The 19664-nt window shown below is 66.4% G+C and carries 20 protein-coding genes; 7 read left to right on the forward strand and 13 right to left on the reverse strand.

Annotated elements, in window-relative coordinates; translation table 11 throughout:
* Positions 1 to 7: 7 nt before the first annotated feature.
* The 4 genes from rplI to rpsF form a co-directional block, all read right to left on the reverse strand.
* Positions 8 to 463 (reverse strand): 50S ribosomal protein L9, encoded by a 456-nt coding sequence (rplI, locus tag Q7514_RS22175; RefSeq protein WP_132475987.1) that lies wholly within the window; start codon positions 461 to 463, stop codon positions 8 to 10.
* Positions 464 to 479: 16 nt separating this feature from the next.
* Positions 480 to 722, reverse strand: coding sequence for a 30S ribosomal protein S18 (gene rpsR / locus Q7514_RS22180; RefSeq protein ID WP_054718108.1), 243 nt, complete (start codon positions 720 to 722; stop codon positions 480 to 482).
* 40 nt (positions 723 to 762) lie between these two features.
* A complete protein-coding gene (locus Q7514_RS22185) occupies positions 763 to 1281 on the reverse strand; it encodes a single-stranded DNA-binding protein (protein WP_054718110.1) in 519 nt (172 codons plus the stop codon).
* A gap of 64 nt (positions 1282 to 1345) precedes the next feature.
* The gene (gene rpsF / locus Q7514_RS22190; protein ID WP_054718113.1) at positions 1346 to 1633 is read right to left on the reverse strand and encodes a 30S ribosomal protein S6; all 288 of its coding nucleotides are present in this window, start codon (positions 1631 to 1633) and stop codon (positions 1346 to 1348) included.
* Between the two features lie 129 nt (positions 1634 to 1762).
* Between rpsF and Q7514_RS22195 the strand changes: the two genes are divergently transcribed.
* Genes Q7514_RS22195 through Q7514_RS22205 form a run of 3 tightly spaced genes read left to right on the forward strand, consistent with a single transcriptional unit; the run spans position 1763 to position 3976 of the window.
* A complete protein-coding gene (locus tag Q7514_RS22195) occupies positions 1763 to 3124 on the forward strand; it encodes a glycosyltransferase 87 family protein (protein ID WP_330135413.1) in 1362 nt (453 codons plus the stop codon).
* A 45-nt stretch (positions 3125 to 3169) separates the two neighbouring features.
* Complete coding sequence (locus tag Q7514_RS22200; RefSeq protein WP_330135414.1) at positions 3170 to 3502, forward strand: CD225/dispanin family protein; 333 nt, start codon at positions 3170 to 3172, stop codon at positions 3500 to 3502.
* Positions 3503 to 3562: 60 nt separating this feature from the next.
* Positions 3563 to 3976: a DUF2752 domain-containing protein gene (locus tag Q7514_RS22205; protein WP_330135415.1), complete on the forward strand. Its 414-nt coding sequence runs from the start codon at positions 3563 to 3565 to the stop codon at positions 3974 to 3976.
* A 41-nt stretch (positions 3977 to 4017) separates the two neighbouring features.
* On the opposite strand, the gene Q7514_RS22210 is transcribed toward Q7514_RS22205, so the two are convergent.
* The 4 genes from Q7514_RS22210 to Q7514_RS22225 form a co-directional block, all read right to left on the reverse strand.
* Positions 4018 to 4482, reverse strand: a complete 465-nt coding sequence (locus Q7514_RS22210; protein ID WP_330135416.1) for an RNA polymerase subunit sigma-24 — start codon at positions 4480 to 4482, stop codon at positions 4018 to 4020.
* Between the two features lie 22 nt (positions 4483 to 4504).
* Positions 4505 to 6124, reverse strand: a complete 1620-nt coding sequence (locus Q7514_RS22215) for a glycosyltransferase family 87 protein (RefSeq protein ID WP_330135417.1) — start codon at positions 6122 to 6124, stop codon at positions 4505 to 4507.
* A 9-nt stretch (positions 6125 to 6133) separates the two neighbouring features.
* Positions 6134 to 8371, reverse strand: a complete 2238-nt coding sequence (locus Q7514_RS22220; protein ID WP_330135461.1) for a transglycosylase domain-containing protein — start codon at positions 8369 to 8371, stop codon at positions 6134 to 6136.
* Between the two features lie 834 nt (positions 8372 to 9205).
* Positions 9206 to 9628, reverse strand: a complete 423-nt coding sequence (locus Q7514_RS22225; protein WP_330135418.1) for a DUF5318 domain-containing protein — start codon at positions 9626 to 9628, stop codon at positions 9206 to 9208.
* 96 nt (positions 9629 to 9724) lie between these two features.
* Between Q7514_RS22225 and Q7514_RS22230 the strand changes: the two genes are divergently transcribed.
* From Q7514_RS22230 to Q7514_RS22240, 3 genes are all read left to right on the forward strand, one after another.
* On the forward strand, positions 9725 to 10537 hold the full coding sequence (locus tag Q7514_RS22230) for a DUF1707 SHOCT-like domain-containing protein (RefSeq protein WP_330135419.1): 813 nt from the start codon (positions 9725 to 9727) through the stop codon (positions 10535 to 10537).
* A gap of 198 nt (positions 10538 to 10735) precedes the next feature.
* Positions 10736 to 11296 carry a PadR family transcriptional regulator gene (locus Q7514_RS22235; RefSeq protein WP_054810023.1) on the forward strand — a complete coding sequence of 187 codons (561 nt, stop codon included), beginning with the start codon at positions 10736 to 10738 and terminating at the stop codon, positions 11294 to 11296.
* Entirely contained in the window at positions 11289 to 12386 is a 1098-nt protein-coding gene (locus Q7514_RS22240) for an inositol-3-phosphate synthase (RefSeq protein ID WP_330135420.1), read from the forward strand. The genes Q7514_RS22235 and Q7514_RS22240 overlap by 8 nt, the downstream gene beginning before the upstream one ends.
* A 64-nt stretch (positions 12387 to 12450) precedes the next feature.
* Here the strand turns inward: Q7514_RS22240 and Q7514_RS22245 are convergent, their stop codons facing one another.
* From Q7514_RS22245 to Q7514_RS22260, 4 genes are read right to left on the reverse strand one after another with little or no spacing between them, the layout of a single operon-like run.
* A complete protein-coding gene (locus Q7514_RS22245) occupies positions 12451 to 13755 on the reverse strand; it encodes an NtaA/DmoA family FMN-dependent monooxygenase (protein ID WP_330135421.1) in 1305 nt (434 codons plus the stop codon).
* Between the two features lie 2 nt (positions 13756 to 13757).
* The gene (locus Q7514_RS22250) at positions 13758 to 14516 is read right to left on the reverse strand and encodes an SDR family oxidoreductase (protein WP_330135422.1); all 759 of its coding nucleotides are present in this window, start codon (positions 14514 to 14516) and stop codon (positions 13758 to 13760) included.
* Positions 14513 to 15586 (reverse strand): phosphotransferase family protein, encoded by a 1074-nt coding sequence (locus Q7514_RS22255; RefSeq protein WP_330135423.1) that lies wholly within the window; start codon positions 15584 to 15586, stop codon positions 14513 to 14515. The genes Q7514_RS22250 and Q7514_RS22255 overlap by 4 nt, the downstream gene beginning before the upstream one ends.
* Positions 15587 to 15601: 15 nt before the next feature.
* A complete protein-coding gene (locus tag Q7514_RS22260) occupies positions 15602 to 16828 on the reverse strand; it encodes an acyl-CoA dehydrogenase family protein (RefSeq protein ID WP_330135424.1) in 1227 nt (408 codons plus the stop codon).
* A 45-nt stretch (positions 16829 to 16873) separates the two neighbouring features.
* Between Q7514_RS22260 and Q7514_RS22265 the strand changes: the two genes are divergently transcribed.
* Complete coding sequence (locus Q7514_RS22265; protein ID WP_330135425.1) at positions 16874 to 17527, forward strand: TetR/AcrR family transcriptional regulator; 654 nt, start codon at positions 16874 to 16876, stop codon at positions 17525 to 17527.
* Here Q7514_RS22265 and Q7514_RS22270 read toward each other — a convergent pair.
* A complete protein-coding gene (locus Q7514_RS22270) occupies positions 17502 to 19646 on the reverse strand; it encodes a transglycosylase domain-containing protein (RefSeq protein WP_330135426.1) in 2145 nt (714 codons plus the stop codon). The genes Q7514_RS22265 and Q7514_RS22270 overlap by 26 nt on opposite strands.
* Positions 19647 to 19664 lie beyond the last annotated feature (18 nt).

Raw genomic sequence — 19664 nt, forward strand, 5'->3', positions numbered from 1 at the left:
ACCTGGATCAGGCAGCGACGACGTTCAGCGTGAACTTCGCGGTGACATCCGGGTGCAGCTTCACAACGACCTCGTGCTTGCCGGTCGCCTTGATGTGCGCCTTGGGCAGCACGACAATGCGCTTGTCGACAACCGGGCCACCGGAAGCCTTGAGCGCGCCGGCAACGTCGGCAGCGGTGACCGAGCCGAACAGCTTGCCCGAGTCTGCAGCGGTCTTGACTGCCAGCGAGACGCTGTCGAGGCCCTCGATGGCGGCCTTGAGCTCCTGCGCGTGCTCGAGGCCGCGCACTGCACGGGCCTCCTGTGCACGGCGGATGCCCGCGACCTGCTTCTCGGCGCCACGGGTGGCGACAATGGCCAGTCCGCGGGGCAGCAGGTAGTTGCGGCCGTAACCGTCCTTGACCTCAACGGTGTCGCCAGGCGCACCGAGGTTGTCCACGTCGGCGGTGAGGATGAGCTTCATCGTGTTTCCCCTTTCCTTAGCGAGTCGTCGAGACGTAAGGAAGCAGAGCCACCTCACGGGAGTTCTTCACAGCAACAGCGATATCGCGCTGGTGCTGCACGCAGTTGCCGGTGACGCGGCGAGCGCGGATCTTGCCGCGATCGCTGACGTACTTGCGCAGCAGCGTGGTGTCCTTGTAGTTGATCTGCACATTCTTTTCCTTGCAGAAGGTGCAGACCTTCTTCTTCAAAACCTTCTCGCGCGCGGGCGACTTAGGCATGGTCTTTCTCCGTACTTAGATGTTCCGATCGAAGGTCGGATCAGAACGGGGGCTCGTCGTCCCCGCCGCCACCGAAGGAACCACCCGCAGGAGCGTTGCTCCACGGGTCGTCCCCACCGACATTGGCGTTGGAACTGGGGCGCCCACCGCCCGATCCACCGGAGGAACCACCGAAGCCGCCTCCGCCACCGCCGCGACCGGCCTTGGTGACCTTGGCCGTGGCGTAACGGAGCGAGGGGCCGATCTCGTCGACCTCGAGCTCCACGACAGTGCGCTTCTCGCCTTCACGCGTTTCGTAGCTGCGCTGCTTGAGCCGGCCCTGCACGATCACGCGGGATCCTCGAGTCAAGCTCTCGGCCACGTTCTCGGCTGCCTCACGCCAGATGTTGCAGCGCAAGAAAAGAGCCTCGCCGTCCTTCCATTCATTGGACTGACGGTCGAACATCCGGGGCGTGGACGCGACAGTGAAGTTCGCGACCGCGGCACCCGACGGGGTGAAACGCAGTTCTGGATCGGCGGTCAGATTGCCGACCACGGTGATGACGGTGTCGCCTGCCATGTGGTTCCTCCTGCAGTGTGTGGAGTCCTGATGCGCCAGAGCCTACGGCCAAGCGCCGACAGGCTCACTTTCCGAGGCGCAGAACCTTGGTGCGAAGCACCGACTCGTTCAGGCCGAGCTGACGATCCAGCTCTGCAACGGCAGCGGGCGTCGCGCTGATGTCGACCACCGCGTAGATGCCTTCGGCATTCTTGGCGATCTCGTATGCGAGACGACGCTTACCCCACACGTCGACCTTGTCGACCTTGCCGCCTTCTTGGCGGATCACGTTGAGGAACGTCTCCAGCGAGGGAGCGACAGTGCGCTCATCCAGGCTGGGGTCCAGGATGATCATCAATTCGTAATGACGCATAAGACCTCATCACCTCCCATGGACTGTGAACGGTCACGGACGATCCGTGACAGGAGGGTCGTTGCGTCAGCAACCCAAGAAGGGTACATGACTACCGCTTGACCAGCGAAATTGACTTAGGGTGAGGACATGCGCACGAGCCGATCACTTCCCACGCTCGTCGCGGTGGTCACGTGCGCGCTGATGCTGCTGCTCGGGTACCTCAACAAGGCCCGCTGCGCAGGCCCGCCCTTCGATCTCTTCGGACGCTCGATGCAATTCGACGAGGTCAAGGACGCAACCGTCTGCTATTCCGACATCCAGCAACTGTGGCTCGGACGCGGGATCAACCTCCACCAGTTCCCGTTCGTCGACGGCGGAATCACCGCTGCGGGCAATCTCACAGGCGGCACCGTCGAGTACCCCGTACTCGGTGGCGTCCTCATGTGGGTGGGTGCACTGTTCGCGAAAACCGACGCCGACTTCCTGCTGCACTCCGCGCTGTTACTCGCGCCGTTCGGGTTGCTCACCGCGTGGATTCTCGGACGGATCGCGGGATGGCACGTCCTCTGGTGGTCTGCCACGCCGCCGCTCGTGTTGTATGCGTTCTTGAACTGGGACCTTCCGGTGGTCGCGGTGACGGTCCTGGCCATCGCGGTCGTGGGTACACGGCGATGGTCACTTCGTACCCGCGGGGTGATCGCCGCGGCACTTCTCGCCGTCGGGTTCTGCCTCAAGCTCTATCCCGGGCTCTTCGTGCTGCCACTCCTCGCATATGTCTTCACCGGCGGCGACGCCGACAGCGATGACCCCGCGTCGACCGGGCGGCGCGACCTCGGTGGCGCACTGGCCGTGGCCGCCACAGCTGTCGCGACGGTCGTCGCAGTGAACCTTCCGTTCGCGATCCTCGGTTTCGAGGGGTGGCGCGCGTCGTTCACGTTTCAGCAGAACCGAGAGGCGGACGCGACCAGCAACTCGATCTGGTACTGGGGACTGCGCCCGCTGATGGGCAACTACCAGGGGCACCACGTCACCTCCGAATACAACGACGTGGTCGCGCTGGCGTCGCCGATGTTGATGCTCGCGGCGTTCGCGCTCGCGATGTGGCTCGGATGGCGCCGCTACCTTCGCGACGGTACCTATCCGTGGCTCCCGGTGGCCGCCGCGGTGCTGTGCGGATTCCTGCTGCTCCACAAAGTGCATTCCCCCCAGTACACGCTGTGGCTGCTGCCCTTGTTCGTGCTGCTGCGCATCCCGTGGCAACTCATCGCAACGTATCTTCTGGTCGACCTGTCGATGGGGATCGGGATCTTCCTCTGGTTCGACGCGACCTCCGGCAACATCGACCCGGCACTGCCGCTGACTCTCGTCCACATCGGGGTCTGGGGGCGCGCACTACTGTTGGTCGTGTTGTTCGTCGTCTTCGTCAACTCGTCCGAGCGCCGCACACCGGAGGGCCGCACGCAGGACGACCACGATCGCCCACTCACCAGTACGGCGGATGTGCGATGAGAGGCGACCCGCCACACACCCGCGACCCGAGGAGCGCAACGGCACATGAATGCCTATCGACAGTTCCCACCGCCCGGACCGGGGCCGGGCGTCTACGGTTCTCCGTTCCATCCGTACGGTCGGCCACCGGAGAACAACCTGGTGTGGGGCATCGTCGCTACCGTGGTGTTCTGCATGCCGATCGGGATCGTGTCGCTGGTGAAGGCGTCGCGGGTCAACAATCTGTGGGCACAGGGACGTTTCGACGAAGCGCACCGGGCCGCGCGCTCGGCGAAGACCTGGGCGATCTGGTCGGCGGTGATCTGGGTTGTCGGGCTGATGGCGCTCGTCGTGGCCTATTTCGCGTTCTGGGCCGCTGTCGTGGCCACCACGAATTGAGCGCTGTCGGTGGCCACGACGAGTTGAGCGCTATCGTGGCCACGACGCACTGAGGACCTCATGGAACGCACCCTCGCACGCCTGAAAGCTCCCGCCGCGGTCGCGGCAGGTGCGGTGTGCGCGTGCGCGTTCGTGGCGTGGGCCGACCCGACCACCCCGGGCGGGGTCATCCCGCCGTGCCCCACCTACACGGTCTTCGGGATCCTCTGTCCCGGCTGCGGTGCGTCGAGGATGCTGTATTCGCTTGTGCACCTCGATATTCCGTCGGCGGTTCAGTTCAATGCGCTGGGTGTCGTCGCGACGGTGGGACTGCTCGCCATGTTCGGGCTGTGGACCGTGAGCCGTGTTCGTGGCACACCGATGCCCCGGTGGGAGCGATATCGGTGGGCCCCGCACATCGTGCTCACAGTGGTCGCAGTGTGGTTCGTGGTGCGCAACATTCCGGTCGCGCCGTTCACCGCACTGCGAATCTGACCGGTTCGTCCATCGATCACCGGATCAGGCAGATCACACCATCAGGCCACGCGGAGCGATCGCAGCGCTGCGTGCTGCTCGGCGCGCACCCGCCGAGGGCTGATGCCCATTGCGATCGCAGTCAGCTCGAGGTCCAGGCCCACGATCGTGCGCAGAATGAGGATCTCCCGCTGGGTGCGGGTTCCGGCACCGCCCGCAGGCTGAGCGAACCGGGAGTCTGCGGCGTCGACAGCGGTCGCGTAGGCAAGGCGTGCGAACGGCTGCTGGGCACCCGCTACCGACGACACCTCGGCGAGGATTGCGTGGCACACCTCGAGGGCAAGGCGGTCGGCCTCGGTGAACGAGACGCCCGTGTCGCGAGCGCGGGCACGGCAATAGGCGGAGGCCTGGGGATACAGCTGTCGCAGGAGGGCCGGCATCGCGGCGGCGTCGCCGGCAGCCACCGACCAGGCGAGTTCACACATCGTGAAGTGCCCGAGTACCCCGTTGCCGCGCACAGTCGTCATTTCCCCTCCCTCCGCTACAAGACTAGGACGACCTCGGCGCCTCTGCCGACCTCCGATGCAACGAAACGGAATCGAAAGAAACCGGTCGGGACGCCTTCGGTGCCGCGCGCTGGTGCGCCGGTTTCAACCATCCCGGTAGGCGGCGCGGGTGCGCATCGGGTGCCTGGTCCAGAACACCACCGACCGGATCGTCGATGAATCCGTACCGGACCGGATCGTCGACCGGACGCCGGATCTGCCACAACACCACCGCGCACAACGCCAGGACCGCGATGTCCCGGATCACCACCGTCGCGGTGAACCATTGCTCCGGTACGCCCTTGTTGTCGGGACCGAGGTAATAGAACATGCGCGGTACCCACACGAACGCATCGACCGTCATCCAGGCGAGCAGCACCCTGCGGTGCGGTATCGCGAGCACCGCCAGCGGGACCAGCCACAGTGAATACTGTGGGCTCCACACCTTGTTCGTGAAGAGGAAAGCTGCCACGAGCAGAAAACACAGCTGCGCAAGTCGTGGGCGCCGCGGTGCGGTCAGCGCAAGCCATCCGATCGCGGCGCATGCCGTCGCGAACAAAAGCAACGACACGACGTTCAGGGTCGACGGTGACCAGTCGGGCCATCCGACGAACGACCTCAGTGCGTTGTAGATCGAATCGGGATCGGCGCCGCGATCGGAATTCAAGCGGAAGAACTCGTACCACCCCTGCGGATACAGCAGCATGATCGGCAGATTCACCGCGAGCCACGTGCCCACAGCGGCACCGAGCGTCCGGAAGAAGGCGCGCATCTTCCCGGTGCGCAGGCACAACACCAGCAGTGGGCCGAGCAGCAGGAGCGGATACAGCTTCGTCGCGGCACCGATCCCCAGCAGCACACCCGCGAGCACGGGGCGGCGGCGGGCCCACGCGAGCAGACCACCCGCAGCGAATGCCGTGGCCAGGGCGTCGAAGTTCGTGAACGCATGGACCATCACGAGCGGCGAGGCAGCGACGAGCGCGGCATCCCACACTCGCCGCCCCGCGGACATGGCGGTGGCCCACACCGTCGCGAGCCACGCGAACGCGAGCACCAACGCGACGACGTTGAAGTAGATCGCCACCTGGAGCCCACCGGGCAACCACGACACCGAGTCCCAGGCCTTCGCGACACGCATCGATACGTACTGGTAGAGCCCAGCCACGACGGGGTACTCCATGTACCGGGTCTGCGTCTGCCCGTCCGTGCCGGGTTCCTCCCACGACGTGGCGTACGGAAACGCCCCCTCGTTGAGACGCTCCGCACCGTAGAGCGGAACGATGTCGGAATAGCACATCGCCACGTATTGGCGGTTGTTGCTCCAGTCCAACCCGAGTGCACCGTCGGGGCCGAGTGGCGCCTGCTGGATGCACGCGGCCTTCCCGAACCACCCCAACGCCAAGAACACCACCGCGAGCAACAGCATCGCCCGCAGCGGCGTGAAGAAACGGGTGCGGCCCAGCATGGCGTGCCGGCCGACCGGCCCCCCGACGAGTGCAGAAAGGCGCGACACCATCGGGTCGGTTCGACCCGGGGTGTCGCGCCAGTCCACGGAACGACGATCGTCGGCGAGAGGCTCGGGAGAGATGTGTCCCCTGTGCGCGGCCTCCTCGTTGACGGTCACGCCGAGAGGTTACCCGGCCGGCTGGAGCTCGCCGTACCCTTGGCCGTTCGCCGCGCCCGGCTGATCGAACTGGGGAACCCGATTCGTGGTGGTGGGAACCGACGGCACGGTGGGATCATTGCCGCCCGAGCCCCCACTCTCGGTTTCCTCCTCTTCAGAGGTCGAATCGTCGTTCGACAACCCACGTGACGGAGTCGTGGTGGCCGGGGCCTGCGCCACACCCGGAATCGGGATCGTCACACCCGGGAAGATCTCCACGTTCTGCGTCGTGATGTCGGGAACCTCCGGCAACGTCGGAATCGTTCGCGACGTCGACGGCTGATCGCTGGTCGCCGGTGCCGTCGTCTTCGCCGACCAGGTCGGCACACCGGATTCACCGGCGATCGCGCCCGGCTTGGGGAAGGACTCCACATCGGTGCCCTGAAGCGCCCCGTCCATCGTGTCCTTCCAGATGTCCGACGGCAGGCCGGATCCGTAGATCATGCCGCCCCAGCTGTTCTCGAGCGGCAGGCCCTGCTCGGTGCCGACCCATACCGCGGTGGCCAGCGACGGGGTGTACCCGACCATCCATGCGTCCTTGTTCGACCCGGTGTCGCCGAGCTGGGCGGTTCCGGTCTTCGAGGCGGACGGACGGCCACCGGCGAGGGCGTGCCCGTTCGAGTGCGCCGCGATCGGCATCATGGCCGCGGTGGTGTTGTCGGCCACGGCGTCGTCGATCACCTGTTCGCCGCTCGGCGAGCCCCGGTCGAGGAGCACCTCGCCGTCGGAGGTGACTACCTTCTGCACGAAATGCGGGTCGTAGTGCATGCCCGACGCGGCGAGCGTCGCGTAGGCCGACGCCATGTCGAGGACCCGCGACTGGTACTGGCCGAGGACGATGCCGTAGTTCGGTCCCACGCCGCCCGGCTCGGTGAGGGTCTCGCCGATGCCCGGCAGTTCCTTCGCGACACCGAGCGTGTGAGCCATGTCGGCGATGGCCTGCGGGCCGTTGTCCATGTCGAGCATCATCCGGTAGAAGCTCGTGTTCAGGGAACGCTTGAGCGCCTCGGCGATCGTGCACTCACCACACTGCTCGCCTTCGACATTGCTGATCTCGATGCCGTTGACGGTGAGCGGACCACTGTTGTACATCGTCGACAACGGCTTGCCCTGGTCGAGATTGGCGGCCAGACCGAACACCTTGAAGGACGAGCCGGTCTGAAGCCCTGCCTGTGCGAAGTCGTATCCGACGCCGGTGTCACCGCCGTAGTACGCACGCACCGCGCCGCTGCGCGGATCCACGGACACCACCGCCGTACGCAGGTTCTCGTCCTCACCTTCGAGGTTCGACTGCGCGGCGTCGAGAGCAGCGGCCTGCGCCGTGGTGTCGATCGTCGTGGTGATCTCGAGACCCGCGGTGTTGAGAAGGTTCTCGTCGATGCCTTCGGCGGAGAGTTCCGCGAGCACCTGGTTCTTGATCAGGCCCTCGGGACCCATGCTCTGGTCGCCGTAGTCGAGCTCGGCCACAGGTACGTACGCCGGGTACTGCATCGTCGCACGATCGGCCGCGTTGAGGGTGCCTGCGGACACCATGCCGTCGAGCACGTAGTTCCAGCGGGCCTCCGCACCCTCGGGGTTCTGTTCCGGGTCGAGCAGCGACGGCAACTGGATCGACGACGCGAGGACCGCGCCCTCCTCCACGGTCAGATCGCTGACCGGCTTCCCGAAATAGGCGTTCGCGGCTGCCGAGATGCCGTACGCACCACGCCCGAAGTAGATCGTGTTCAGGTAGGCGGAGAGGATCTCGTCCTTCGACCACTGGTTCGCCATCTTCACCGAGAGGACGAGCTCCTTGGCCTTACGTGTCAGGCTCCGCTCGTCACCGACCAGTGCCTTCTTGACGTACTGCTGCGTGATCGTCGAGCCACCGCCCGCGCTCTCACGTCCGAGGATGTTGTCGCGCGCGGCACGCGCGAAGCCCGAGACCGAGAAGCCGGCATTGCTGTAGAAATCACGGTCCTCGGCTGCGAGCACGGCGTTGCGGACCTGCTCGGGGATCTCCTGTAGATCCACCTCGTTCCGGTTACCTTCAGGTGGAATGACCTTGGTGATGACGCTCGATCCGTCGGCGTTGTAGATCGTCGACACCTGGTTGGTGACGAGTTCACCGGGCCTCGGCACATCCTGCGCGACGTACGCGAGCATGAACCCGAGGACGGGAACGAGAATGCCCGCCGCGACCACCACGTAGCCGATACGCCGGATCATGCGCCACGGGATGCCCCGCTTCCCGCCACCACCACCGGCTCCGCCACCGCGTCCACCCGTGGGAGGTGCCGTCGGCGGTCCGCCCGCGGGGGGACCACCCGACGGACGAGACGCAGCAGCTGCCCGCGGCGGGGGCTGCCTGAGTGCCGCCTGGTCCTGGCTGTTCGGCGCGCCGGATTGCATCCGGCGGGTTTCATCGGCTCCCGGCGCACGGCGATCGGCGGGGGCGCCCTGTGCACGATCGGCGGGCGCACCGGGGAACATCTGCGGCGGACGCTGCTGCTGAGGAACCGGGCCCGTGCCGGGTCGCATGGGCTGTCCCTGCCCCTGCGGCGGCAGTCGCCGGCCCTGCTGAGGTGGCGGTCCACCACGACCCGGCGGCGGGCCTTGCTGAGGTCCCTGTTGTCGAGGACCGGGTTGCTGGGGACCGGCCGGGCGAGGCCCCGGCTGCTGCGGGGGGAGCCCGCCACGTCCGGGTGGCTGCTGCGGTTGTCCTCGAGGGGGGAGCGGCGGACGTGCACCTGGACCCGGGGGTTGCCCCGACCCCTGCTGACGCGGCGGGGGCGGCAGCGGACGACCCGCAGCGGGTGCACCATCCGGTGTCGGCCGCTGCGGCGGGACGCCGGCAGGGCCGTTCGGCTGGGGCGGAACCGCCCGGTTGTCCTCGGGTTCGTTGTCGGTGGAACTCACGTACGTTTCTCCAAATGTCGGCGCGACGCGTTACGCCGCCTCCTCGATTCCGTCCTCGGACAGGTAGTCGACGACTCGGTCGTTCGGTCTTGTGCAGCTGTGTACACCGTCGGGCACGTCGATGTCACGTCGTCCGGCGCCCGTTCACTCGCTCGCGGTACGTCGATTTGCACCCGTCGATCGACGACGAGGCCGTTTCGGCGCGGGTTGCGCACCGAGAACGTACGACTGCACCAGGTGGTTCCAGCTGCAGGTTCGGCATACCTCGACCACGTGGACGGAGAACTCCTCCTGGCTGGATGCCAGGCGGGCCAGCTCCTCGGGAGTCCGCGCGGAGCCGGAAACCGGTCCGAGCTTGTCGCCGAAGACCCACGAAACAATGGTCAGCTGCTCCCTGCGGCAGATGGGGCACACGACATCGCTGCCCCTGCCGTGGAACTTTGCGGCTCGCAGCAGGTAGGGACTCGCATCGCAGACCTCGGCCACGCCGCGTCTGCCCGAGTAGACCTCGGCGAGCAGCGACCGTCGCTGCAACGCGTAGTCCACCACCTGCCGCTGAGTTTGCACGGGATCCAGAGTACGTGCGGCCCCAGTGCAAGTGGGCGCGGAGTGCGCTCGGTCCTGAACACGGCGCGCCCATTCCGGACGAACTACGCTTCGGCCGTGGCCCGCCGACAATCGCCGCCGACCCGAGCTCGCGACAGCGACCGCGCCCGAACGCGCACACGCCTCGACCTCGCCTGCGCCGAAGGGCAGGTCACGACCGAAGAGTGGCGCGACCTCGTCGCACGCGCCGAAAATGCGAAGACGCTGCCGGAACTCGCAGATCTCGTTCGCGACCTGCAACCGCCCGCCGAACCCGAGGCCGACCGGTCCGGAAAGGAGTCCGGTAGATGGATCGCGCCGGTGGTCGCGAGTGTGGCGATCGTCGCTGTCGGTGCCGTTGTGTGGGGTGCGCTTCCCGACCGGGGTACACCGCGGACGGACGAGCCGGTCGCGGCAGCACCCGTCGTCGCTCCGGACCCGGTCGACGAAGACGGCGGCGGTGTCGGGCCTCTCGAGCCGGGTGAGCTCGGACGGGTCGTCGACGACTACCGAGCCGCATTCGGCGATACCGTCGTGCACACCTTCGGGGTGTATCCGGACTTCGCGACCGTGGAGCGCGCGGAGAGCGAGTCGTCGAATCAGGTCGTGGGCTACACCTATCGGGGTGGATTCCAGCGGTCGGGAGCACCCCCGAGCAATCGGATGAGCACGTACTCCGATCTCGATCTCTCGACGATCGACGTCGCGGCGTTCTCCGACCTGGTGGCCCGTGCGGCGGAACTGCTGGGTCGACCCGGCGGCAGCGTGACGCACGTGCGCGTCCGCAACGACGGCACGGTGACGATGAATGTGTACGTAGACGACGACACCCGCGGCAGTGGATGGGTCGAAGCGACCGCAGCCGGCGAGATCCTGCGGACGTACGAATGATCGAGCGCCTTCCCGCTCGGGTGTCCGCCGGCGCGAATGCCGGTGTGGTGCTCGAGCTCCTCTAGTTCTCGCACACCCTCCAGCGCGGACCTTCCGTGTGCACCTATCGGGACACGCGTATGGTTCTATATATCGGTGCGATATAGTTTTGCATCGCATCAGTCGGTCAGGTTCGAACGGACGTAGGAGGTGGCCCCCTTGCTCGAGCTGGCAATCCTCGGGCTGCTTCTCGAATCGCCCATGCACGGTTACGAGCTCCGCAAGCGATTGACCGGGCTTCTGGGCGCATTCCGCGCCTTCTCGTACGGGTCGCTGTATCCGACATTGCGGCGAATGAAGGCCGATGGCCTCATCGCCGAGGAGGATGCCGGAGTGCCCGGGCCGGTGAAGCGGCGCGCTCGTCGCGTGTACCAGCTCACCCCGGTAGGCCGGGAACGGTTCACCGAACTGGTGGCCGACACGGGCCCACAGAACTACACCGATGACGGATTCGGCGTTCACCTCGCTTTCTTCAGCCGGACTCCCGCGGAAGCGCGGATGCGGATTCTGGAAGGCAGGCGACGCCAGGTCGAGGAGCGCCGAGAAGGCCTCCGCGACGCCATCGGGCGGGCGAGCGGCACATTGGATCGCTACACCCGTCAGCTACACCAACTCGGCCTCGAGTCCAGCGAACGTGAAGTCCGCTGGCTCAACGAACTCATCGCCGCCGAGCAGTCGTCAGCAGCAAGCAGAAAAGAAGGAGAACCCGACCATGGGTGAGAACAGCACCTCGGTGCGCGTGGCCATTGTGGGCGTGGGGAACTGTGCCTCGTCTCTGGTTCAGGGCGTCGAGTACTACAAGGACGCCGACGCCACCACGACCGTCCCCGGTCTGATGCACGTCGAATTCGGTCAGTACCACGTGCGCGACGTCAAGTTCGTCGCCGCGTTCGACGTCGACGCCAAGAAGGTCGGGTTCGATCTCTCCGAAGCAATCCTCGCCAGCGAGAACAACACCATCAAGCTCACGGACGTGCCGCCCACCGGGGTCACCGTCCAGCGTGGTCACACCCTCGACGGCATCGGCAAGTACTACGCCGAGACCATCGAGCTGTCCGACGCCGAGCCCGTCGACGTCGTCCAGGCGCTCAAGGACGCCGAGGTCGACGTTCTCGTGTCGTACCTGCCCGTCGGGTCCGACGAGGCCGACAAGTTCTACGCCCAGTGCTGCATCGACGCGGGCGTGGCGTTCGTCAACGCTCTCCCGGTGTTCATCGCCTCGGACCCGGTGTGGGCCAAGAAGTTCACCGACGCCGGTGTCCCGATCGTCGGCGACGACATCAAGTCGCAGGTCGGCGCCACCATCACCCACCGCGTGATGGCGAAGCTGTTCGAGGATCGCGGCGTCGTGCTCGACCGCACCTACCAGCTCAATGTCGGTGGCAACATGGACTTCAAGAACATGCTCGAGCGTGAGCGTCTCGAGTCCAAGAAGGTCTCCAAGACCCAGGCCGTCACGTCGAACCTCAACGGCCCGCTGGCCGGAAAGGTCCACGACCGCGATGTCCACATCGGCCCGTCCGACTACGTTCAGTGGCTCGACGACCGCAAGTGGGCATACGTCCGCCTCGAGGGCCGCGCCTTCGGCGATGCCCCGCTGAACCTCGAGTACAAGCTCGAGGTGTGGGATTCGCCGAACTCCGCCGGCATCATCATCGACGCGATCCGCGCCGCGAAGATCGCCAAGGACCGCGGCCTCGGTGGCCCGATCCTCCCGGCATCCGCTTACCTGATGAAGTCCCCGCCGGTCCAGATGGCCGACGACAAGGCTCGTACCGAGCTCGAGGCCTTCATCATCGGCGCCGAGTAACTCGGTACTCCGAACGCACTGTGGCGGTGGAGAGTCTCCGGACTCACCCACCGCCACAGCTGTTCTATGCGGGCGTCAGGTGCTCCCGGAGCGTGGTACCGCTGTACTCGGCGCGGAACAGACCTCGCTCGACGAGCCTCGGAACGACTTCGTCGAAGAAGATTCCCAACGAACCCCACGAACCGCCGGGCAGCGCGATGAAGCCATCCATCGCACCCTTCTCCGCCCGTTCCACGATCTGCGCCACAGCGTCGTCCGCAGTGCCCACCACCACCCAGTGCGCCGACGCGACGATCTCGGGCCGTTCGAGCAACTCCGCTACGGTCGGGCGGTCGCGCAACACCACCCGACGCACCAGTTCGGCGTGGGTTCTGCTGCGCACCGGCCGATTCGGATCGGGGAGGTCGTCGATCGGCACCGGTCCGTCGGGGTCGAGCCCTCGCAGGTCGATGCCCAACGTCGACTCGACGAATTCGAACTTCCGCTCTCGGCTCATCCGAGCGTGGGTCTCGCGATGCAGTTCGAGGGCCTGCGCCGACGTCGGCGCGAGAAACATGCTCAGCCCCGGCATCACCACGAGCGAATCCGGTGTACGGCCGAGCCGTTCGGCTCGTGCACCCAGATCGTTCCGCAGTTCGATTCCCGCATCCACATCCGGCGTTGCTGCGAACACCGCGTCGGCCACCGAGGCGGCAAATTCTCTTCCCTCGGGCGAGGAACCGGCCTGGAACAGCGGAATCTGTCCCGACGCCGGCTCCGGAACAGTGAGCGGTCCTGCCACCGAGAGGAATTCGCCCACGTGGTCGACCGGCCTCACTGCCGACGGGTCGGCGTACACCCCGTTGTCGCGGTCGAGCCGCAGGGCGTCGTGTGGATAACTCGCCCACAGTTTCTGCACGACCGAGGTGAATTCGGCAGCGCGCGCGTACCGCTCCTGCGAGCTCGGCATGTCGGCGAGCCCGAAGTTGGCCTGCCCGTCGAGGGACGTGACGATGTTCCAGCCCGCGCGCCCGCCGCTGACCCGGTTGAGCGACTGCAACTGCCGCGCCACCGCGTACGGCGGCAAGAATGTCGTCGACGCGGTCGAAACCAGACCGATCCGGCTCGTTTCCCGGGCAAGCGTGGTCAGCAGGATCGTGGGATCGAGGCTGCTGAATCCCGGTCCGGCGGAGAGCGTTGCCGGGTCGAGGAATTGAGAATCCGGTTTGAAGACGAAATCGAGTTTCGCGGCCTCACTGCGCCGTGCGAGATCGACGTAGAGGTCGCTGTCGAAGATCTCGTCGACACGACTGTCGGGGCGGCGCCATGCATCGCCCGACAACCACGTCGGTGACAACGACAGGCCGATGTGAAGCTTCTTTCCGGTCATGGTCAGGTCATACGCCGTACCACCGACAACGGCAACACCTTCATTGCGTATGCGAGCGGGATCCACGGCCACCCCGGAACGTATGCCTTGGCCGGCTCCTTCTCGATCGCCGCGGCCAGTGCACGACAACCGGTTTCGGTGTCGACGATGAACGGGACCTTCTTCACCTTCTCGTTGATCTCCGACCGGATGTAGCCGGGGAAGATGGTGCTGACGTCGATCCCGGTGCCCGCCAGGTCCGATCGCATCCCCTCTCCGAGGGCCGCGACCGCAGCTTTCGACGCACCGTAGGTCGTCATGTTGCGCGGCATCCCGCGCAGTGCGCTCATCGACGAGATCAGGACGACGTGCCCCGCATTGCGCGGACGCATGAGCTCGAGCGCCGCCTCACTCTGGGCAAGTGCACCGAGAAAATTGGTCTGCGCAGTTTGCACGTTCGCGTGGAAGTAGCCCGTGCCCAACGGCTGTCCTTTGCCGAGGCCCGCATTGACGATCACCCGGTCGAGACCGCCGAGTTCCTCGTCGAACTCACGGAAGACGGTGAAGACGTCGTCGTGCCGGTTGACGTCCAGCGACCGCACCGCGACCGTGATATGCGGGTGCTCGGCCAGCAGTTCCGACCGCAGTGCGTCGAGGCGATCCACCCTGCGAGCGGCGAGCGCGAGATTGCGTCCCCGTGCGGCGAATTCGCGGGCCATTCCGGCACCGAGACCGGAACTTGCTCCGGTGATCAGGATGTTGCGTCGCTGTGGCCGACTCATCGGCCCTCCTTCTCGAGTTGGTCGATGAGTTCGTTGCACCGGGAGTCGAGGTAACCGACGACCACCCAGAAGTCCTTGAACGCGGGGTTGGTGGTGTGCCCGTGGTGGTAACGATAGTAGATCTGCTGGGCGATCACGGCGAGCCGGAACAGGCCGAAGACCTCGTAGAATCTCCAGTTGTCCACCGGCAGACCGGATTTCTCGGAGTAGTACTCGACGATCTCACGGCGGGTGAGCATGCCGGGCAGGTCCGACGGCTGCCGCTTGGTGGCGACCATCATCGGGTCGTCGTCGGCCTGCACCCAGTACGCGAGCGACGAGCCCAGGTCCATGAGCGGGTCGCCGATCGTCGCAAGTTCCCAGTCGAGCACCGCGACCGGCCGCAGCGGATCGTCCGCGTCGAGCACCACATTGTCGAGCCGGAAATCTCCGTGCACGACCGTCGACGCAACATCGGCGGGCTGTGTCTCGTCGAGCCAGCGGGTGACGCGCGCGAAATCGGGAACGTTGTCGGTCCGGGCCGACTCGTAGCGCTTGGTCCAGCCCGCAACCTGCCGCGCGACGTACCCGGTGCCGCGGCTGAATTCGTTCAGCCCGGAGGTCTCGGGGTCGACGCCGTGCAGTTCGACGAGCAGGTCGACGATCCGCAGGCACAGGGCACGGGTCTGTTCCGGCGTCAGATCCAGGGTGGTCGGCGGGTCGGCCCGCAGGATCGTGCCGGGCACGCGGTCCATGACGTAGAAGTCGCTGCCGAGCACGCTGTGGTCGGTGCACAAGCCGACCATGGCCGGCACGTGCGGGTAGGCCGGTGCGAGCAGCGACTGGATGCGGTACTCACGCGCCATGTCGTGCCCGGACGACGGCTTCGCCCCCGCCGGCGGACGACGCAGCACGAGATCTCGATCCGGATAGCGCAGCAGGTAGGTCAGATTGGACGCGCCCCCGGCGAATTGGCGCACCTCCGGAATTCCTGCGATGCCTGCGTGTTCGCCGAGCCATGCCGCAACGGACCGGACGTCGAACGCGTCCTCGTCGCGGACCACTCGCGCGTTGTCAGGAAATTCGGTCACTCCTGTATCCCCATCTCAGTTGTATTTGCCGAGTTCGAATCGTGCCACGAGGCCCTGATGCACCTCGTCGGGGCCGTCCGCAAGGCGCAGCGCCCGCGCTGCCGTCCAGGCACCCGCGAGCGGGAAGTCGTCGGACAGGCCTGCGCCACCGTGTATCTGGATCGCGAAATCGATGATCTGTTGCGCGACCCGCGGTGCGGCGACCTTGATCTCGGAGACCGCGGATCGGGCACCTGCCAGGCCCTGCGTGTCGAGCAGCCATGCGGCGTGCAGGACGAGCAGTCGGAGCTGGTTGATGGCGATGCGGGCGTCGGCGATTCGTTCGCGGTTGCCGCCGAGGTCGACGATCGGTTTGCCGAAGGCCGTCCGGTCGAGGCCGCGGCGGCATGCGAGTTCGAGTGTGTGCTCGGCGAGCCCGACCAGACGCATGCAGTGATGGATGCGCCCCGGACCGAGACGGCCCTGGGCGATCTCGAAACCGCGGCCGGGCCCGGCGATCACCGCATCCAGGGGGAGCCTGACATCGGTGAACGACACCTCGCCGTGCCCACCGGGTTCGTCGAAATATCCCATCGCCGGGAGCATGCGCTCGACCGTCACCCCGGGTGTGTCGATCGGGACGAGGACCATCGAATGCTGCTGGTACTTGTGCGCGTTCGGGTCGGTCAGGCCCATGAAGATGAGGACCCTGCAGTCGGGGTGCCCGATACCGGTGCTCCACCATTTGCGTCCGTTCAGGATCACCTCGTCGCCGTCGACGACGGCGGTCGCGGCCATGTTGGTGGCATCCGACGAGGCGACGTCGGGCTCGGTCATGCAGAACGCCGACCGGATCTCACCGTCGAGCAGCGGGCGCAGCCACCGATCCTTCTGTTCGGCGCTGCCGTAGTGATAGAGCACCTCCATGTTCCCGGTGTCGGGCGCATCGCAGTTGAACACGGCCGACGCGAACATCGACCGGCCCATCTCCTCGGCGAGCGGCGCGTACTCGACGTTGGACAGGCCCGCACCCAGGTCCGGGTCGGGGAGGAAGAGATTCCACAGTCCGGCCTCGCGGGCCTTGCGCTGCAGTTCGCGGAATTCCGGCGAGACGGACCAGCTGCCGGTGGCGTCGCGACGCTGGGCGAGTGCGTCGCGCCGCACGGCACGGACGTGCCGTTCGACGGGTTCGACCTCGGCGGCGATGAAGCTGCGCAGCCGCTCGAGATGGTCGAGGCTCCGCGCGGACTGTCCGAAATCCATGAAGGCTCCGTCCTCAATTGAGCAATGCTCAGTTAGGCTATCGGGGTGAGTACTCCCCGACAAGCCCCGGATGCCAGACGCCGGCTGCCACCCGAGGAGCGTCGACGCCAACTCGTCGCGGTGGGCCTTCAGGAGCTGTCGATCCGCCCGATCCATGCGCTGTCGATCGACCGTGTCGCCGAGATCGCCGGTATCTCACGCGGCCTGCTCTTCCGGTATTTCCCCACGAAACAGGACTTCTACGTCGCGGTCGTGGGCGCTGCATCCCGCCGTATGTTGCGCGCGGCCGCAGCGAACCCGGACGACCCGGACCCGCTTCGAGCGGGCCTGAGCGCATTCGTCTCGTTCGTCGACCGCCACCGCGACAATTATCAGGCGTTCTTCCACGGCGGGTTCGGAGCCGACCCGCAGATCCGCGAGATCCACGACGAGGTCAGGAACACGATGGTCGGGCGAATCCTGGCAGCCACGGGAGCTGCACCGGATCCGCTCACCACCATGAGACTGCGCGGATGGTGGTCGATGGTCGAATCACTTGCGGTGGACCGCACCGCAGCCCCGGACACCTCGGTCGACGATGTGGTCGACTACAGCATCACCGTGCTGCGGACCGTCGTGCTCGACGACCCCGGCGCGTCGAGCGCGACGATCGATTCCGCAGCACGACCCGACCTCACATCCCCGGGATCTGGATCGTGACTCCGGGGAACACCTCGATCTGCGGCGGCAACTGAACCTGCGGCGGAATCTCGACCGGCGGCGCCGGGATCGTGATCGGCGGCAGGTCGCTCAGGTCGGGGAGTTCGAACCCGGGCACCGGACGTCCGGGGGTCGTCGGAGCGGTGATGCCCGCGTCGGCCGGCACGCCTGCCTGACCACCGACCGGGTCGGGCCACGGGAAGCTCTCCACATCGGTGCCCTCGAGCGCAACGTCCATCGTGTCCTTCCAGATGTCGGAAGGCAGGCTCGAGCCGTATATGGAGCCACCCCACAGATTGGTGATCGGCCCTGCGTCCGAGGTGCCGATCCAGACGGCAGTCGAGAGGGACGGGGTGTACCCGACCATCCACGCGTCCTTGTTCATGCCGGTATTGCCGAGCTGGGTGGTGCCGGTCTTCGCCGCCGACGGCCGACCGCCGGCGAGCGCGTGGCCACGCGAGTACGCCGCGACCGGCAGCAGCGCCTGGGTGACATTGTCGGCCACTGCCGGGTCGATGCGATCCTCGCCGGGAGACGCGGGCCGGTCCAGGAGGACCTCACCGTCGGAAGTGGTGACCTTCTGCACGAAATACGGCTGATGGAAGGTACCCGACGCCGCAAGGGTGGCATACGCCGACGCCATGTCGATCACGCGCGACTGGTACTGGCCGAGCACGATGCCCCCTTCGGGGATGCCGTTGGCCTCGGTGAGCGAGGTGCCCTCCACCCCGGGAATCTCCATGGGGATACCGGCATCGTGTGCTGCGTCGGCGATCTTCTGAGGACCGTTCTCCATGGACATCATGAGCCGGTAGAAACTGGTGTTCAACGACCGCTTCGTCGCCTCCGCGATGGTGCACCTACCGCACGACTCACCTTCGACGTTGTTGATCTCGAGGCTGCCGACGGTCAGCGGCGTGCTGTCGTAGCGGGTACCGAGACCGATACCCTCACGCAGAGCGGCAACCAGGCCGAACGCCTTGAACGACGAACCGGTCTGCAGCGGCGCCTGAGCGTAGTCGTAACCCGCACCCTCCTCGCCGCCGTAATACGCCCGCACCGCACCGGAGTGCGGATCGACGGATACCACGGCGGTCCGCAGGTCCTCGGGTTCACCCTCGAGGTTGCCCCGCGCCGCGTCGACCGCGGCCTGCTGGGCCACGGGATCGATCGTGGTGACGATGCGCAGGCCCTCGGTGTTGAGCACCTGCTCGCTGATTCCGGCGGCGGAAAGCTCACGCAGCACCTGCGATCGGATCAGCCCTTCGGGGCCGGGTGCCTCGTTGGCTCGCGCCAATTGATCCGACGGGACGGTCTCCGGGAAAGCCGCTTCCCCGCGATCACCAGGGCTGAGCACGCCCATCTCGACCATGCCGTCGAGGACGTAGTTCCAGCGCGCCTCGATCGCGGGGCGATTGAATTCGGGATCGAGCGAGGACGGCGTCTGGATGACACCGGCGAGCACCGCGCCCTCGGAGACCGTCAGGTCGCCGACCTGTTTGCCGAAATACGCTTGCGACGCGGCGGCGATACCGTAGGCGCCGCGGCCGAAGTAGATGGTGTTCAGGTACGCCTCGAGGATCTCGCCCTTCGACCATTCGCGGGCCATCTTCGAGGAGATGACCAGTTCCTTCATCTTGCGGGTGAGGGTGCGGTCGGCGCCGACGAGCACGTTCTTGACGTACTGCTGGGTGATCGTGGAGCCGCCACCGGCGGTGTCCTTGCCCATGACGTTGTCGCGGGCCGCGCGAACAAATCCGGAGATCGAGAACCCGGGATTGCTGTAGAAGTCGCGGTCCTCGGCGGAGAGCACTGCGTTGCGGACGTGTTCGGGTACCTCGTCGATACCGACCTCGACGCGATTGCCCTCCGGCGGCACCACCCGGGTGATCTCGGTGGTGTCATCGGCAGCGTAGATACGAGCGATCTGGTTGGTCGTCAGGTCGGACGGGCGGGGAACCTCTGCCGAAACATACGCGCCGGCGAACACTCCGATCGGCGCGAGAATCAGCAGCGCCACCACCACGAGTACGACATATCGGACGGTTCGCCACCGCCGTGACTTCGAATCAGCGGAACTGCGTCCACTGGCGGACGTCGACGGATTCGGGGGACTCACACGTACCACTTTCTCCAG

It is taken from the genome of Rhodococcus artemisiae (assembly GCF_036327795.1).
Classification (GTDB): Bacteria; Actinomycetota; Actinomycetes; order Mycobacteriales; family Mycobacteriaceae; genus Rhodococcus; species Rhodococcus artemisiae.

What these genes read in the sequence shown, in the direction of transcription:
- rplI (WP_132475987.1), bottom strand. Translation starts at nt 463, where the DNA reads ATGAAGCTCATCCTCACCGCCGACGTGGACAACCTCGGTGCGCCTGGC.
- rpsR (WP_054718108.1), bottom strand. Translation starts at nt 722, where the DNA reads ATGCCTAAGTCGCCCGCGCGCGAGAAGGTTTTGAAGAAGAAGGTCTGC.
- Q7514_RS22185 (WP_054718110.1), bottom strand. Translation starts at nt 1,281, where the DNA reads ATGGCAGGCGACACCGTCATCACCGTGGTCGGCAATCTGACCGCCGAT.
- rpsF (WP_054718113.1), bottom strand. Translation starts at nt 1,633, where the DNA reads ATGCGTCATTACGAATTGATGATCATCCTGGACCCCAGCCTGGATGAG.
- Q7514_RS22195 (WP_330135413.1), top strand. Translation starts at nt 1,763, where the DNA reads ATGCGCACGAGCCGATCACTTCCCACGCTCGTCGCGGTGGTCACGTGC.
- Q7514_RS22200 (WP_330135414.1), top strand. Translation starts at nt 3,170, where the DNA reads ATGAATGCCTATCGACAGTTCCCACCGCCCGGACCGGGGCCGGGCGTC.
- Q7514_RS22205 (WP_330135415.1), top strand. Translation starts at nt 3,563, where the DNA reads ATGGAACGCACCCTCGCACGCCTGAAAGCTCCCGCCGCGGTCGCGGCA.
- Q7514_RS22210 (WP_330135416.1), bottom strand. Translation starts at nt 4,482, where the DNA reads ATGACGACTGTGCGCGGCAACGGGGTACTCGGGCACTTCACGATGTGT.
- Q7514_RS22220 (WP_330135461.1), bottom strand. Translation starts at nt 8,371, where the DNA reads ATGATCCGGCGTATCGGCTACGTGGTGGTCGCGGCGGGCATTCTCGTT.
- Q7514_RS22240 (WP_330135420.1), top strand. Translation starts at nt 11,289, where the DNA reads ATGGGTGAGAACAGCACCTCGGTGCGCGTGGCCATTGTGGGCGTGGGG.
- Q7514_RS22245 (WP_330135421.1), bottom strand. Translation starts at nt 13,755, where the DNA reads ATGACCGGAAAGAAGCTTCACATCGGCCTGTCGTTGTCACCGACGTGG.
- Q7514_RS22250 (WP_330135422.1), bottom strand. Translation starts at nt 14,516, where the DNA reads ATGAGTCGGCCACAGCGACGCAACATCCTGATCACCGGAGCAAGTTCC.
- Q7514_RS22260 (WP_330135424.1), bottom strand. Translation starts at nt 16,828, where the DNA reads ATGGATTTCGGACAGTCCGCGCGGAGCCTCGACCATCTCGAGCGGCTG.